This is a genomic window from Hydrogenophaga sp. ANAO-22, assembly GCF_042466645.1.
In the GTDB taxonomy this organism is placed as follows: domain Bacteria; phylum Pseudomonadota; class Gammaproteobacteria; order Burkholderiales; family Burkholderiaceae_C; genus Hydrogenophaga.
This window is the reverse complement of sequence record NZ_CP159956.1, coordinates 1,835,065-1,849,965: the sequence shown is the minus strand read 5'-3', so window position 1 is coordinate 1,849,965 and position 14,901 is coordinate 1,835,065. Positions and strand designations below refer to the sequence as shown.

Sequence of the window (14,901 nt, the reverse complement as noted above, 5' to 3'; positions counted from 1 at the left end):
GAACACGAAGGAATCGCATCATGGGAAAAGTCACCGGCTTCATGGAATACGAGCGTCTGGAAGAGGGCTACAAGCCCGTGCCCGAGCGCCTGAAGCACTACAAGGAATTTGTCGTCGGCCTCAATGAGCCGCAATCCAAGGTCCAGGCCGCGCGTTGCATGGACTGCGGCACGCCGTTCTGCAACAGCGGCTGCCCGGTCAACAACATCATTCCGGACTTCAACGACCTCGTGTACCAGGGTGATTGGCAGAACGCCATCACCGTGCTGCACAGCACCAACAACTTCCCCGAGTTCACCGGCCGCATCTGCCCCGCGCCCTGCGAGGCCGCCTGCACGCTGAACGTGAACGACGATGCCGTGGGCATCAAGTCGATCGAGCACGCCATCATCGACCGCGCCTGGGCCGAAGGCTGGGTGCAGCCGCAGCCGCCGCGCCACAAGACCGGCAAGAAGATCGCCGTGGTGGGTTCGGGCCCGGCCGGCATGGCCGCGGCACAACAGCTCGCGCGCGCCGGCCACGACGTGAGCCTGTTCGAGAAGAACGACCGCGTCGGTGGCCTGCTGCGCTACGGCATTCCCGACTTCAAGATGGAGAAGAGCCACATTGACCTGCGCGTCAAGCAGATGGAAGCCGAAGGCGTGGTGTTCCGCACCGGCGTCATGGTCGGCACCCTGCCCAAGGGCAGCAAGGTCACGAACTGGGCCAAGGAAACCGTCACGCCCGAGCAACTGCAGAAGGACTTCGATGCCGTGCTGCTGACCGGCGGCTCCGAGCAGAGCCGTGACCTGCCTGTGCCCGGCCGTGATCTCGACGGCATCCATTTCGCGATGGAGTTCCTGCCGCAGCAGAACAAGGTCAACGCCGGCGACAAGCTCAAGGGCCAGCTGCGCGCCGACGGCAAGCACGTCATCGTGATCGGCGGCGGCGACACCGGCAGCGACTGCGTGGGCACCAGCAACCGCCACGGCGCGGTCAGCGTCACGCAGTTCGAGGTGATGCCGCAGCCGCCGGAAGAAGAGAACAAGCCCCTGGTGTGGCCCTACTGGCCGCTCAAGCTGCGCACCAGCTCCAGCCACGAGGAAGGCTGCGTGCGCGAGTTCGCCATCTCCACCAAGGAATTCATCGGCGAAAAAGGCAAGGTCACCGGCCTCACGACCGTGCACGTCGAGATGAAGGACGGCAAGCTGGTCGAGATCCCCGGCACGGAAAAGACCTACAAGGCCGACATGGTGCTGCTCGCCATGGGCTTCGTGAACCCGGTCGCCACCATCCTGGACGGCTTCGGTGTCGAGAAGGACGCGCGCGGCAACGCCAAGGCCAGCACCGACTTCACGGGTGGCTACGCGACCAACGTGCCCAAGGTGTTCGCCGCTGGCGACATGCGCCGTGGCCAGAGTCTGGTGGTGTGGGCGATCCGCGAAGGCCGCCAGGCCGCGCGCGCGGTGGACGAATTCCTGATGGGCTTCTCCGACCTGCCTCGCTGACATTAATCGAAACAAAACGGCGTCGAGGGTTTACCCCTGAATCCCGTATCATCCAAAAACCGGGCGCTGAACTGCCCGGTTTTTGTTTGATGCCCACCGACTCCACCCTCCCTCTGGTCGAACTGCGCAACCTGACCTTCGGTTACGGCGAGCGCGCCATCCTCGACAACATCTCGCTGACCGTGCCGCGTGGCAAGGTCACGGCGCTCATGGGTGCGTCCGGCGGCGGCAAGACCACGGTGCTGAAGTTGATCGGTGGTCAGATCCGCGGCCAGTCCGGCCAGACCCTGTTCGACGGGCAGGACGTCACCACCATGGGTCCGAAGGCGCTGTACGAAGCGCGTCGGCGCATGGGCATGCTGTTCCAGTTCGGCGCCTTGTTCACCGACATGAGCGTGTTCGACAACGTGGCCTTTCCGTTGCGCGAGCACACGCAACTGCCCGAAGCCATGGTGCGCGACATCGTGTTGATGAAGCTCAACGCGGTCGGCCTGCGCGGTGCACGCGACCTCATGCCCAGCGAGCTCTCCGGCGGCATGGCCCGGCGCGTGGCGCTGGCGCGCGCGATCGCGCTGGACCCCGAACTCGTGATGTACGACGAGCCCTTCGCCGGCCTGGACCCGATTTCGCTCGGCACCGCCGCGCGCCTGATCCGCCAACTCAACGATGCGATGGGTCTGACCAGCGTCGTGGTCTCGCACGACCTCGACGAAACCTTCCACATCGCCGACCAGGTGATCGTGCTGGCCAACGGCAAGATCGCCGCCCAGGGCACGCCCGAGGAAGTGCGGCACAGCCAGGACCCGCTGGTGCACCAGTTCGTCAACGCCCTGCCCGACGGGCCGGTGCGTTTCCACCACCCGGGCCCGGAACTCCTGGAAGATTTCGGCCCCACCCGACGGGGAGCACGCCCATGAATGCCCTGCATCCCGCCCGCGTGGGCCGTGCGGTGCGCCTGCAACTCGCCGGCATCGGCCATGGCACCCGCCTGTTCGGGCGCCTGGTGTGGCTGATGGGCGCCGCGCTGCGCCGGCCCTCGCTGGTGCGAGACCAGATCCATTTCCTGGGCAACCACTCACTGGCCATCATCAGCGTCTCCGGCCTGTTCGTCGGCTTCGTGCTCAGCCTGCAGGGTTACTACACGCTGCAGCGCTACGGCGCCACCGAGGCGCTGGGCCTGCTGGTGGCGCTCTCGCTCATGCGCGAGCTCGGTCCGGTGGTCACGGCCCTGCTGTTCGCGGGCCGTGCCGGCACCTCGCTCACGGCCGAGATCGGCCTCATGAAGGCCGGCGAGCAGCTCAGCGCCATGGAAATGATGGCCGTGGACCCGGTGCGCCGCGTGCTGGCGCCGCGTTTCGTGGCCGGCGTCATCACCATGCCCCTGCTCGCCGCGGTGTTCAGCGCTGTGGGCATCGTGGGCGGCTGGGTGGTGGGCGTGCTGCTCATCGGCCTGGACGGCGGCGCCTTCTGGAGCCAGATGCAAGGCGGGGTGGACGTCTGGGCCGATGTGGGCAACGGAATCATCAAGAGCGTGGTGTTCGGCTTCGCCGTCACCTTCGTGGCCCTGCTGCAGGGCTTCGATGCGCATCCCACGCCCGAAGGGGTTTCTCGCGCCACCACCCGCACGGTGGTGGTGGCTTCGCTGAGCGTGCTGGCGCTGGACTTCGTCCTCACCGCCATGATGTTCAGCATCTGATTGGAGTGGACGGACATGCAAACTTCCAAAAATGACGTCTGGGTGGGGCTGTTCGTGCTGATCGGCGCGGCCGCCATCCTGTTTCTCGCGCTGCAGTCGGCCAACCTGCTCAGCCTGAATTTCGAGAAGACCTACCACGTGGTCGGCCGCTTCGACAACATCGGCGGCCTCAAGCCCAAGGCGGCCGTGCGCAGCGCCGGCGTGCTGGTCGGTCGTGTCGAGTCCATCACCTTCGACGACAAGACCTTCCAGGCCAACATCCGGCTGGAGTTGCAATCGCGCTACGCCTTCCCCAAGGACAGCTCGCTCAAGATCCTCACCAGTGGCCTGCTCGGCGAGCAATACATCGGCATCGAGCCGGGTGGCGACGAGCGCAACTTCGCCGACGGCGACGTGGTGACCCAGACGCAATCGGCCATCGTCCTGGAGAACCTGATCAGCCAGTTTCTCTTCAGCCGCGCCGCCGATGGCAGCAACGACAAGGAAGCCGAAACGGCGAAATAGCGCTGTGGGGGCTTTGCAACGCCCCTCACGAAGGCATTCCAGGGGCGCCGAAAATGCAGGCTGTTCGCAAAAACAACAGCCGGGTGCACAACCCAGGGGAACCCACAACATGACACACCTTCACAGCCCCATCGGGGCGGTCAGCAAAGGCGCCACGCTGGCGCTGACGTTTTCAGTGATCGCGGGCTGCGCCACGGGCCCGGACGCCAACCCGCGCGATCCGCTCGAACCGTTCAACCGTGGCGTCTACCAGTTCAACGATGCCGTGGACACGGCGGTGCTCAAGCCCGTCGCCACCGCCTACCAGAAGGTCACGCCCAGCCCGGTGCGCACCGGCGTGGGCAACTTCTTCGGCAACCTGGGCGACCTCTGGTCCTCGGTGAATGCAGGCCTGCAACTGCGCCCGCGCGAGGCGACCGAAAACCTCATGCGTTTCAGCGTGAACACGGTGTTCGGCCTGGCCGGCTTGCTCGACATCGCCAGTGAAATGGGCATCCCCCGCACGCGCCTGGATTTTGGCCAGACGATGGGTCGCTGGGGCGCGCCGTCGGGCCCTTACCTGGTGCTGCCGCTCCTGGGGCCCTCGTCGGTGCGCGACGGCACGGGCGTGATCGTGGACGTGGTCGGCGACCCCGTGACGGGTGTGGACCATGTGCCCACGCGCAACTCCCTGATGGCGCTGCGCGTGGTCGACACCCGCGCCGGGCTGCTGCGCGCCGGCACCCTGCTGGACGACGCCGCACTGGACAAATACAGCTTCATGCGCGATTTCTACCTCAACCGCCGGCAAAACCAGATCGAAGACCTGATCGACAAGGGCATCGGGCTGGGCGACGGTGAGCAGTGAGGACGGCCACACGGATACGAATCGCAACGATTGAGGGGGAACCGCTTCACAATCCGGGCCCTCGGATGAACTACGCTGCGGTGTCTGCAGCAAGGCCGCCTGGCCTCGAAAGGAACCACATGATGAAACGCCGCTCCTGGCTCGCCGCCCTGTTGATGTCTGCCGCGGCGGGTGTTGTCTCGCTTCCCGCGCTCGCTCAGGACGAGGCGCCGGACGCCATGGTCAAGCGCCTGTCCGCCGAGGTGCTGGCCACCATCAAGGCCGACCCGGCCATCCAGGCGGGTGACGTGAATCGCATCATCGCGCTGGTGGACAGCAAGATCATGCCCAACGTGAATTTCTCGCGCATGACCGCTTCGGTGGTGGGCCGCTACTGGCGCCAGGCCACGCCCGAGCAGCAGAAGCAGCTGCAGGACGAGTTCAAGACCCTGCTGGTGCGCACCTATTCGGGTGCGTTGGGCGAGGTCCGGGACCAGACCCTGAGCTTCCGCCCGATGCGCTCCAAGCCCGAGGACACCGAGGTGGTGGTGCGTTCCGAGGTGCGCGGCAAGGGCGATCCGATCCAGCTCGACTACCGCATGGAGAAGACGCCCACCGGCTGGAAGATCTATGACCTGAACGTGCTGGGCGTCTGGCTGGTCGAAACCTACCGCACCCAGTTTGCCCAGGAAATCGGCAGCAAGGGCATCGACGGCCTGATCGCTTCGCTGGCGCAGCGCAACAAGAGCGGTGCGGCCCCCAAGGCCAGCTGACGCCATGCCTACCACGCTTGAATTGCCCGAGCGGCTGACTTTGGCCGAGGCGGACCAGACCCTGGCGCGCCTCGGCGGTGAGCTGGCCGGCCAGTCGGAGGCCACGGTGGTGGTCAACGCCCGCCCGTTGCAGGTGTTCGACTCCTCGGCGCTGTCGGTGCTGCTGGAGTTGCGCCGCCGCTTGTTGACCCAGGGCAAGGCCTTGCAGGTCAGCGGCTGGCCCCGGCGGCTGGAAGACCTCGCCTCGCTCTACGGCGTGCACGAACTGCTCGCGGCCTGAGGCGCGGCCAAGCGACCCCGCGCCAGCGCGGCGGGAGGGGCGCGCATAAAATACCCGGTTCACCGGCGGGCGCCAGATGTCCTGCCCCGTGGCCGGTGACCCATGGGTCCCGCCCGCGCATGCCAGCCGTCTCCTTCCAGCACGTTTCCAAGACCTACTCGACCCCGCGCGGTGACCTGCACGCGCTGCAATCGGTGTCCTTCGACATCGAACCCGGCGAGTTCTTCGGCCTGCTCGGCCCCAACGGTGCGGGCAAGACCACCCTCATCAGCGTGCTCGCGGGCCTGGCGCGCGCCACCTCGGGTCGCGTGCTGGTGCATGGCGCCGACGTGCAGGCCGACTACGCCACCGCCCGCCGCCAGCTCGGCGTGGTGCCGCAGGAACTGGTGTTCGACCCCTTCTTCAACGTGCGCGAGGCCTTGCGCATCCAGTCCGGCTACTTCGGCATCCAGCGCAACGACGCCTGGATCGACGAACTGCTCGAAGGCCTGGGCCTGGCCGACAAGGCCACGGCCAACATGCGCCAGCTCTCGGGCGGCATGAAGCGCCGCGTGCTGATCGCGCAGGCGCTGGTGCACAAGCCGCCGGTGATCGTGCTCGACGAGCCCACCGCTGGCGTGGACGTGGAGTTGCGCCAGACCCTTTGGCAGTTCGTCTCGGACCTCAACAAGCGCCTGGGCAGCACGGTGCTGCTGACCACGCACTACCTGGAAGAGGCCGAGGCCCTGTGCGGCCGCATCGCCATGCTCAAGCAGGGCAGGGTGGTGGCGCTCGAATCCACCTCCGCGCTGCTGGCGCGTGCGGCCTCCAACGTGCTGCGCTTCAAGACCGACGCGGCCCTGCCGATCGACCTCGCCGTGCAAGCCCGCATCACCGGCCGCGTGGTGCAGCTGCCGGCCAACGACGCGCTGGCGGTCGAGCGCATCCTGGCGCGCCTGCGCGAGGTGGGCGTCTCGCCCGAGGACATCGAGATCCGCAAGGCCGATCTGGAAGACGTGTTCCTGGACCTCACTGGTGCGCAACCGCGCGCCAGCTCGCCCGCGGAGGTCGCAGCATGACCGGCTGGCAAACCCTGTTCTACAAGGAAGTGCTGCGCTTCTGGAAGGTCGGCTTCCAGACCGTGGCCGCGCCCGTCATCACGGCCATCCTGTACCTCATGATCTTTGGCCACGTGCTCGAAGACCGGGTGCAGGTCTACGACTCGGTGAGCTACACCGCCTTCCTGCTGCCCGGCCTGGTGATGATGAGCGTGCTGCAGAACGCCTTTGCCAACAGCTCGTCCTCGCTGATCCAGAGCAAGATCATGGGCAACCTGGTGTTCCTGCTGCTCACGCCGCTGTCGCACCGCGCCTGGTTCGTGGCCTACGTGGGCTCGTCCATCGTGCGCGGCCTGGCCGTGGGCCTGGGCGTGATGCTGGTCACCTGGTGGTTCGCGCAGCCCTCGATGGTGGCGCCGCTGTGGATCCTGGCCTTCGGCTTCATGGGCGCGGCGCTGCTGGGCACGCTGGGGCTGATCGCCGGGCTCTGGGCCGAGAAATTCGACCAGATGGCCGCGTTCCAGAACTTCATCATCATGCCCATGACCTTCCTGTCGGGCGTGTTCTACTCCATCCATTCCCTGCCCGCTTTCTGGCAGCGCGTGAGCCACCTCAACCCGTTCTTCTACATGATCGACGGCTTCCGCTATGGCTTCTTCGGGGTGAGCGACGTGTCGCCCTGGATCAGCCTGGCCCTGGTAGGCAGCGCGCTGGCCGTGGTGAGCGCGATCGCGCTGCACCTGCTCAAGACCGGCTACAAGATCCGGCACTGACGAAACCCCATGACCGCTGAAGAACTGCAATCCCTCATCGCCGCCGGCCTGCCCTGCGAGCATCTCGAAGTCACTGGTGACGGCCGCCATTGGGCGGCGGTGATCGTCTCGCCCGCGTTCGAGGGCCAGCGGCTGATCAAGCGCCACCAGGCCGTCTACGGCACGCTGGGCGGACGCATCCAGACCGACGAGGTGCATGCCCTGTCGATGAAGACCTTCACGCCCGCCGAATGGGCCACACAACCCCGTAACTGACGCGCCCCATGGACAAACTGCGAATCAACGGCGGCCGCACCCTGCAGGGTGAGGTGACCATCTCCGGCGCCAAGAACGCCGCGCTGCCCGAACTGTGCGCCGCGCTGCTCACCTCCGAGCCGGTGACGCTGAACAACCTGCCGCGTCTGCAGGATGTGGTCACCATGCGCAAGCTGCTCGACAACATGGGTGTGCAGACGCAGACCCGGGCCGATCGCAGCGGCATCACGCTGCAGGCGGCCGATCCGATCCAGGCCGAGGCGCCGTACGAGCTGGTCAAGACCATGCGCGCATCGGTGCTGGTGCTCGGGCCGCTGCTGGCGCGCTTCGGCCACGCGCGCGTGTCGCTGCCGGGCGGCTGCGCCATCGGCTCGCGGCCGGTGGACCAGCACATCAAGGGCATGCAGGCCATGGGCGCAGAGATCGTGGTCGAGCACGGCTACATGGTTGCCAGGCTGCCCACGGGCAAGACGCGCCTGCACGGCGCGCGCATCGCCACCGACATGGTGACCGTCACCGGCACCGAAAACTTCCTCATGGCGGCGGCGCTCGCCGAGGGCGAGACGGTGCTGGAGAACGCCGCGCAGGAGCCCGAGATCGGCGACCTGGCCGAGATGCTGATCGCCATGGGCGCGAAGATCGAAGGCCACGGCACCAGCCGCATTCATGTGCAAGGCGTGGACCGTTTGCACGGCTGCACGCACCAGGTCGTGGCCGACCGCATCGAGACCGGCACCTTCCTGTGCGCCGTGGCTGCGGCGGGCGGTGACGTGGTGCTGCGCCACGGCCGCGCCGACCACCTCGACGCCGTGATTGACAAACTGCATGAGGCGGGTGCCCAGATCGATGCCGGCAAGGACGCGCGTGGCGACTTCATCCGCGTGCGCGCCTCCGGCCGTCTGAAGGCGCAGAGCTTCCGCACCACCGAGTACCCGGGCTTCCCGACCGACATGCAGGCCCAGTTCATGACGCTCAACTGCATCGCCGACGGCGCGAGCAAGGTGACCGAGACCATCTTCGAAAACCGATTCATGCACGTCAACGAGCTGGTGCGGCTGGGCGCGCGCATCCAGACGGACGGCAAGGTGGCGATCATCGAGGGCATTCCTCGCCTGTCGGGCGCCACCGTGATGGCCACCGACCTGCGCGCTTCGGCCAGCCTGGTGATCGCCGGCCTCGTGGCCGACGGTGAAACCATCGTCGACCGCATCTACCACCTGGACCGCGGTTACGACCAGATGGAAGCCAAACTGCGCGGCATCGGCGCGGACATCGAACGCATCAAATGATCACTCTCGCCCTCTCCAAAGGCCGCATCTTCGACGAGACCCTGCCGCTGCTCAAGGCCGCGGGCATCGAGGTGCTGGAAGACCCCGAGAAGTCGCGCAAGCTCATCCTGCCGACCAGCAACCCCGAGGTGCGCGTGGTGCTGGTGCGTGCGACCGATGTGCCCACCTATGTGGAATATGGCGGTGCCGACATCGGCGTGACCGGCAAGGACACGCTGATCGAACACGGTGGACAGGGCCTGTACCAGCCGCTGGACCTCCACATCTCGCGCTGCCGCGTGAGCGTGGCGGTGCGCGCCGACTTCGACTACGCCTCGGCCGTGCGCCAGGGCTCGCGCCTGAAGGTCGCCACCAAATACACCGCCATCGCGCGCGAGTTCTTCGCGGGCAAGGGCGTGCACGTGGACCTGATCAAGCTCTACGGCAGCATGGAGCTGGCGCCGCTGACCGGCCTGGCCGACGCCATCGTCGACCTGGTCTCCACCGGCAACACGCTCAAGGCCAACCACCTGGTCGAGGTCGAACGCATCATGGACATCAGCGCTCGCCTGGTGGTCAACCAGGCCTCGCTCAAGCTCAAGCAGGCGGCCATCCGCCCCATCATCGACGCCTTCGCGCAAGCCATCGAAAAGGACCCCGTCTCCTCATGAGCCTCTCCGCCCGCCCAGCCCGCCTGTCCACCACCGCCGCGGATTTCGAGGCGCAGTTCGCGGCCCGCCTGCATTGGTCGGCCGAGACCGACGGGGCGATCGAGCAGCGCGTGGCCGACATCCTGGCCGATGTGCGCGAGCGCGGCGATGCGGCGGTGCTGGAATACACGGCGCGCTTCGACGGCCTGACGGCGGACGGCATGGCCGATCTGGAGTTGACGCAAGCCGACTTCAAGGCCGCGTTCGATGGCCTGCCTGCGGCCCAGCGCGAGGCCCTGCAGGCCGCCACGCGCCGCGTGCGCAGCTACCACGAAGCGCAGAAGAAGGCCGGCGGCGAAAGCTGGAGCTACCGAGACGAAGACGGCACCTTGCTGGGCCAGAAAGTGACGCCGCTGGACCGCGTGGGCATCTACGTGCCCGGCGGCAAGGCGGCCTACCCGTCCAGCCTGATCATGAACGCCGTGCCCGCGCACGTGGCCGGCGTGCAGGAAATCATCATGGTGGTGCCCACGCCGGTGCGCGGCAGTGTGGCCACCGGCGGCAGTGGTTCGGGCACCTCGGCGCGCGGCGAGCGCAACGACCTGGTGCTCGCGGCGGCCTGCGTGGCCGGCGTCACCCGCGCCTTCACCATCGGCGGCGCGCAGGCCGTGGCCGCGCTGGCCTACGGCACCGCCACCGTGCCCAAGGTCGACAAGATCACCGGCCCCGGCAACGCCTACGTGGCCAGCGCCAAGAAGCGCGTGTTCGGCACCGTGGGCATCGACATGATCGCCGGCCCGAGCGAAATCCTGGTGCTGGCCGACGGCAGCACGCCAGCCGAATGGGTGGCGATGGACCTCTTCAGCCAGGCCGAGCACGACGAGTTGGCCCAGAGCATCCTGCTGTGCCCGGACGCTGCCTACATCGACGCGGTGCAGCGCGAGATCGACCGCCTGCTGCCGGGCATGCCGCGCGCGGCCATCATTGCCAAGAGCCTGAACGACCGGGGAGCGCTGATCCACACCCGCGACATGGAAGAGGCCTGCGCAATCAGCAACCGCATCGCGCCCGAGCACCTGGAGGTGTCCAGCAGCGAGCCGCACCGCTGGGAGCCGCTGCTGCGGCACGCGGGTGCCATCTTCCTCGGCGCGTACACCAGCGAAAGCCTGGGCGACTACTGCGCCGGCCCCAACCACGTGCTGCCCACCAGCGGCACCGCGCGTTTTTCCTCGCCTTTGGGCGTGTACGACTTCCAGAAACGCAGCAGCCTGATCGAGGTGAGCCAGGCTGGCGCGCAGAGCTTGGGCGCCATCGCGGCCGAAATGGCCTATGGCGAGGGCCTGCAGGCGCATGCGCGCGCGGCCGAAATGCGGCTCAAGGACGTGCCGCCGATGCGGGGTGCCTCATGAGCCAGAACCCTTTGAACACGATCCGCCAGGACGTGCAGTCCATGCACGCCTACGCCATCCAGGACTCGACCGGCATGGTCAAGCTCGATGCGATGGAGAACCCGTTCGCCCTGCCGCCCGCCCTGCAGGCGGAGCTGGGCGCGCGCCTGGGCGCGGTGGCCATCCACCGATACCCCGGCACCCGCATCGACGAGCTCAAGCAGGCGCTGGCCCGCCATATCGACCTGCCTGCGGGCTGCGGCCTGATGCTGGGCAATGGCTCGGATGAACTGATTTCGCTGCTGGCCATGGGCTGCGACCTGCCGGGCGCCACCATCCTGGCCCCCCTGCCGGGTTTCGTCATGTACGCCATGAGCGCCCAGCTGCAGGGGTTGAAATTCGTCGGCGTGCCGCTCACGGCCGATTTCGAGCTGGACGAGCCGGCCATGCTGGCCGCGATGCGCGAGCACAAGCCGGCCATCACCTACATCGCCTACCCCAACAACCCCACCGCCAATCTCTGGAACGCGGACACCATCCGCCGCCTGATCGCCGAGGCGGCCGGTTTCGGTGGCCTGGTGGTGATGGACGAGGCCTACCAGCCGTTCTCCAGCCACAGCTGGCTGGACGAGATCCGCGCCCAGCCGGCGGCCCATGCGCACGTGCTGCTTATGCGCACCCTCTCCAAGTTCGGCCTGGCCGGCGTGCGCATCGGCTACATGGTGGGTGCGCAGGCGCTGGTGCACGAGATCGACAAACTGCGCCCGCCGTACAACGTGAGTGTGCTCAACGCCGAGTGCGCCCTGTTCGCGCTGGAGCACGCCGAAGTATTCGCCGACCAGGCCTCGCAGATCCGCGAACAGCGCACTTTGCTGATCGACGCGCTGGCGGCCATGCCGGGCGTCACACCCTTCCCGAGCGAGGCCAACATGGTGCTGGTGCGTGTGCCCGATGCACAACGCTGCTTCGATGCGCTCAAGGTCCAGGGAATTCTGGTGAAGAATGTTTCTAGAATGCATCCTTTGCTGACCCATTGTCTGCGCCTGACGGTGGGTACACCGTCGGAAAACGCCCAGCTGATCCGAGCCCTCCAGACCGCCCTATGACCCAGACGCCTCCCGCCCCCGCCGTGTCCGACCGCGTGGCCCAAGTGCAACGCAACACCTCGGAGACGCAGATCGGCGTGCGCATCAACCTCGACGGCACGGGACAGGCCAGCCTGTCCACCGGCATCGGTTTCTTCGATCACATGCTGGACCAGATCGCCCGCCACGGGTTGATCGACCTTGATGTGCAGGCCAAGGGCGACCTGCATATCGACGGCCACCACACGGTGGAAGACGTGGGTATCACGCTGGGCCAGGCCTTTGCGCAGGCCGTGGGCGACAAGAAAGGCATCCGCCGCTACGGTCACGCCTACGTGCCGCTGGACGAGGCCCTGTCGCGCGTCGTGATCGATTTCTCGGGCCGCCCGGGCCTGCACATGCGCGTGCCGTTCAAGAGCGGCATGGTCGGCGGCTTCGACACGCAGCTCGCCTTCGAGTTCTTCCAGGGCTTTGTCAACCACGCCGGCGTGACCCTGCACATCGACAACCTGCACGGCGAAAACGCCCACCACCAGGCCGAAACCGTGTTCAAGGCTTTCGCCCGCGCACTGCGCATGGCCCTGGAGCGCGACCCGCGCATGGGCGACGTGATTCCCTCGACCAAGGGCTCGCTCTGAGTTCTTCACCCCGATGAAACGCAAGACGGTCGCCGTGGTGGACTACGGCAGCGGGAACCTGCGCTCGGTATCGCAGGCGGTGCAACACGTGGCGCGCGCGCAGGACGTGGAGGTGCGCGTCACCGCCCAGGCCCAGGAGGTGCTGGACGCCGACCGCGTGGTGCTGCCTGGCCAGGGCCACATGGGCGATTGCATGCGTGAGCTTGCCGCCTCCGGCCTGCTGGACGCCGTGCTGCACGCCGCCGCCCACAAACCGCTGTTCGGCGTCTGCGTCGGCATGCAGATGTTGCTGGACCGCAGCGAGGAAGGGCCGACCGATGGCCTGGGCCTGATCCCCGGCGAAGTCGTGCGTTTCCAGCTGGAAGGGCGTTTGCAGGCCGATGGCAGCCGCTTCAAGGTGCCCCAGATGGGGTGGAACCCCGTGTTCCACGAACTGGGCCGGGGCCCGGCCCACCCGCTGTGGTCGGGCATCGCGGACGGCGCCTATTTCTATTTCGTGCACAGCTTCTACGCCCGGCCTGCCCAGGCGGTGCACAGTGTGGGTGAAGCGGACTACGGCGGGCGCTTTGCGGCGGCCATTGCCCGCGATAATATTTTTGCCACCCAGTTTCACCCGGAAAAAAGCGCCGATCAGGGGCTGGCGCTCTACCGCAATTTCCTGTCCTGGAATCCCTGAGTCCATCCGCCCTTCACCCACACCATCATGCTGCTGATTCCTGCCATTGATCTGAAAGACGGCCAGTGCGTTCGCCTCAAACAGGGCGACATGGACCAATCCACGGTGTTCGGCGAAGACCCGGCGGCCATCGCCCGCAGCTGGGTCAACAAGGGTGCGCGCCGCGTGCACCTGGTGGACCTCAACGGTGCCTTTGCCGGCAAGCCCAAGAACGAGCAGGCGATCCGCGCCATCCTCAAGGAGGTGGGTTCGGAAGTGGACGTGCAGCTGGGTGGAGGCATCCGCGACCTCGACACCATCGAGCGTTACCTGGACGCCGGCCTGCGCTACGTGATCATCGGCACGGCGGCGGTGAAGAACCCGGGCTTCCTGCAAGACGCCTGCACGGCGTTCGGCGGCCACATCATCGTGGGCCTGGACGCCAAGGACGGCAAGGTCGCCACCGATGGCTGGAGCAAGCTCACCGGCCACGAGGTGGTGGACCTGGGCAAGAAGTTCGAGGACTACGGCGTCGAAGGCATCATCTACACCGACATCGGCCGCGACGGCATGCTCTCGGGCATCAACATCGAGGCCACCGTCAAGCTGGCACAGGCGCTGTCGATTCCCGTGATCGCCTCGGGCGGCCTGTCCAATCTGGAAGACATCCGCGCGCTGTGTGCCGTGGAAGACGAAGGCGTCGAAGGCGTGATCTGTGGCCGCTCGATCTACAGCGGCGACCTTGACTTCGAGGCCGCGCAGCAGCTGGCTGACGACCTGAACGGATAACGCAGCCCATGCTTGCCAAGCGCATCATTCCCTGCCTGGACGTCACCGGCGGCCGCGTCGTCAAGGGCGTCAACTTCGTGGAATTGCGCGATGCGGGCGACCCGGTGGAAATCGCCGCCCGCTACAACGAGCAGGGTGCCGACGAACTCACTTTCCTGGACATCACCGCCACCTCCGATGGCCGGGACCTGATCCTGCACATCATTGAGGCCGTCGCTTCGCAGGTCTTCATTCCGCTCACGGTGGGTGGTGGCGTGCGCACGGTGGAAGACGTCCGCCGCCTGCTCAATGCCGGCGCCGACAAGACCAGCTTCAACTCGGCTGCGATCGCCAACCCGCAGGTGATCCGCGACGCGTCGGACAAGTACGGTGCGCAGTGCATCGTGGTCGCGATCGACGCCAAGCGCCGCCAGGGCGACGACCTGGCCCAGCGCGGCGAAGGCTGGGACGTCTACAGCCACGGTGGGCGCAAGAACACCGGCCTGGACGCCGTGGCCTGGGCCTCTCAAATGGCCGACTTCGGTGCCGGCGAGATCCTGCTCACCAGCATGGACCGCGATGGCACCAAGTCCGGCTTCGATCTGGCGCTGACCCGTGCGGTGGCCGACGCGGTGAGCGTGCCGGTGATCGCTTCGGGGGGCGTGGGCAACCTCGACCACCTGGCCGATGGCGTGCAACAGGGTGGGGCGGACGCCGTGCTGGCCGCCAGCATCTTCCACTACGGCGAGTTCACCGTGGCGCAGGCCAAGGCGCGCATGGCCGAACGCGGCATCCCGGTTCGGCGCTGAGCCTCCTTT

18 protein-coding genes are annotated in these 14,901 nt (G+C 67.0%); all 18 read left to right on the top strand.

The annotated features are described in order from the left end of the window. Window positions 1-20: 20 nt before the first annotated feature. The 18 genes from ABSY19_RS08770 (at window position 21) to hisF (ending at window position 14,892) form a co-directional block, all read left to right on the top strand. A complete protein-coding gene (locus ABSY19_RS08770; RefSeq protein ID WP_382161436.1) occupies window positions 21-1,487 on the top strand; it encodes a glutamate synthase subunit beta in 1,467 nt (488 codons plus the stop codon). Window positions 1,488-1,576: 89 nt separating this feature from the next. Further along, a complete protein-coding gene (locus tag ABSY19_RS08765; RefSeq protein WP_382161433.1) occupies window positions 1,577-2,404 on the top strand; it encodes an ABC transporter ATP-binding protein in 828 nt (275 codons plus the stop codon). Beyond that, complete coding sequence (gene mlaE, locus ABSY19_RS08760; protein ID WP_297397875.1) at window positions 2,401-3,183, top strand: lipid asymmetry maintenance ABC transporter permease subunit MlaE; 783 nt, start codon at window positions 2,401-2,403, stop codon at window positions 3,181-3,183. The genes ABSY19_RS08765 and mlaE overlap by 4 nt, the downstream gene beginning before the upstream one ends. A 15-nt stretch (window positions 3,184-3,198) precedes the next feature. Continuing rightward, window positions 3,199-3,687, top strand: coding sequence for an outer membrane lipid asymmetry maintenance protein MlaD (gene mlaD / locus ABSY19_RS08755; protein ID WP_382161431.1), 489 nt, complete (start codon window positions 3,199-3,201; stop codon window positions 3,685-3,687). Between the two features lie 109 nt (window positions 3,688-3,796). Continuing rightward, the gene (locus ABSY19_RS08750) at window positions 3,797-4,534 is read left to right on the top strand and encodes a VacJ family lipoprotein (protein WP_382161428.1); all 738 of its coding nucleotides are present in this window, start codon (window positions 3,797-3,799) and stop codon (window positions 4,532-4,534) included. A gap of 122 nt (window positions 4,535-4,656) precedes the next feature. Continuing rightward, window positions 4,657-5,286, top strand: a complete 630-nt coding sequence (locus tag ABSY19_RS08745) for a phospholipid-binding protein MlaC (protein ID WP_382161426.1) — start codon at window positions 4,657-4,659, stop codon at window positions 5,284-5,286. A 4-nt stretch (window positions 5,287-5,290) separates the two neighbouring features. After that, a complete protein-coding gene (locus ABSY19_RS08740) occupies window positions 5,291-5,566 on the top strand; it encodes an STAS domain-containing protein (protein WP_382161423.1) in 276 nt (91 codons plus the stop codon). A 119-nt stretch (window positions 5,567-5,685) separates the two neighbouring features. After that, on the top strand, window positions 5,686-6,624 hold the full coding sequence (locus ABSY19_RS08735; RefSeq protein ID WP_382161421.1) for an ABC transporter ATP-binding protein: 939 nt from the start codon (window positions 5,686-5,688) through the stop codon (window positions 6,622-6,624). Then, a complete protein-coding gene (locus ABSY19_RS08730; RefSeq protein WP_382161418.1) occupies window positions 6,621-7,376 on the top strand; it encodes an ABC transporter permease in 756 nt (251 codons plus the stop codon). The genes ABSY19_RS08735 and ABSY19_RS08730 overlap by 4 nt, the downstream gene beginning before the upstream one ends. Window positions 7,377-7,385: 9 nt before the next feature. Continuing rightward, complete coding sequence (locus tag ABSY19_RS08725; RefSeq protein ID WP_291118478.1) at window positions 7,386-7,631, top strand: BolA family protein; 246 nt, start codon at window positions 7,386-7,388, stop codon at window positions 7,629-7,631. An 8-nt stretch (window positions 7,632-7,639) separates the two neighbouring features. Then, window positions 7,640-8,920 (top strand): UDP-N-acetylglucosamine 1-carboxyvinyltransferase, encoded by a 1,281-nt coding sequence (gene murA / locus ABSY19_RS08720; protein ID WP_382161415.1) that lies wholly within the window; start codon window positions 7,640-7,642, stop codon window positions 8,918-8,920. After that, a complete protein-coding gene (gene hisG, locus ABSY19_RS08715; RefSeq protein ID WP_291118472.1) occupies window positions 8,917-9,570 on the top strand; it encodes an ATP phosphoribosyltransferase in 654 nt (217 codons plus the stop codon). Before murA ends, hisG begins: the two co-directional genes overlap by 4 nt. Further along, window positions 9,567-10,958, top strand: coding sequence for a histidinol dehydrogenase (gene hisD / locus ABSY19_RS08710; RefSeq protein WP_382161412.1), 1,392 nt, complete (start codon window positions 9,567-9,569; stop codon window positions 10,956-10,958). Before hisG ends, hisD begins: the two co-directional genes overlap by 4 nt. Beyond that, window positions 10,955-12,043, top strand: coding sequence for a histidinol-phosphate transaminase (hisC, locus tag ABSY19_RS08705; protein ID WP_382161408.1), 1,089 nt, complete (start codon window positions 10,955-10,957; stop codon window positions 12,041-12,043). Before hisD ends, hisC begins: the two co-directional genes overlap by 4 nt. Continuing rightward, entirely contained in the window at window positions 12,040-12,660 is a 621-nt protein-coding gene (hisB, locus tag ABSY19_RS08700) for an imidazoleglycerol-phosphate dehydratase HisB (protein ID WP_382161405.1), read from the top strand. Before hisC ends, hisB begins: the two co-directional genes overlap by 4 nt. A 13-nt stretch (window positions 12,661-12,673) precedes the next feature. Further along, the gene (gene hisH / locus ABSY19_RS08695; protein WP_382161402.1) at window positions 12,674-13,336 is read left to right on the top strand and encodes an imidazole glycerol phosphate synthase subunit HisH; all 663 of its coding nucleotides are present in this window, start codon (window positions 12,674-12,676) and stop codon (window positions 13,334-13,336) included. 27 nt (window positions 13,337-13,363) lie between these two features. Next, the gene (gene hisA / locus ABSY19_RS08690) at window positions 13,364-14,104 is read left to right on the top strand and encodes a 1-(5-phosphoribosyl)-5-[(5-phosphoribosylamino)methylideneamino]imidazole-4-carboxamide isomerase (RefSeq protein WP_291121393.1); all 741 of its coding nucleotides are present in this window, start codon (window positions 13,364-13,366) and stop codon (window positions 14,102-14,104) included. Between the two features lie 8 nt (window positions 14,105-14,112). Next, window positions 14,113-14,892: an imidazole glycerol phosphate synthase subunit HisF gene (gene hisF, locus ABSY19_RS08685; protein ID WP_382161399.1), complete on the top strand. Its 780-nt coding sequence runs from the start codon at window positions 14,113-14,115 to the stop codon at window positions 14,890-14,892. Window positions 14,893-14,901 lie beyond the last annotated feature (9 nt).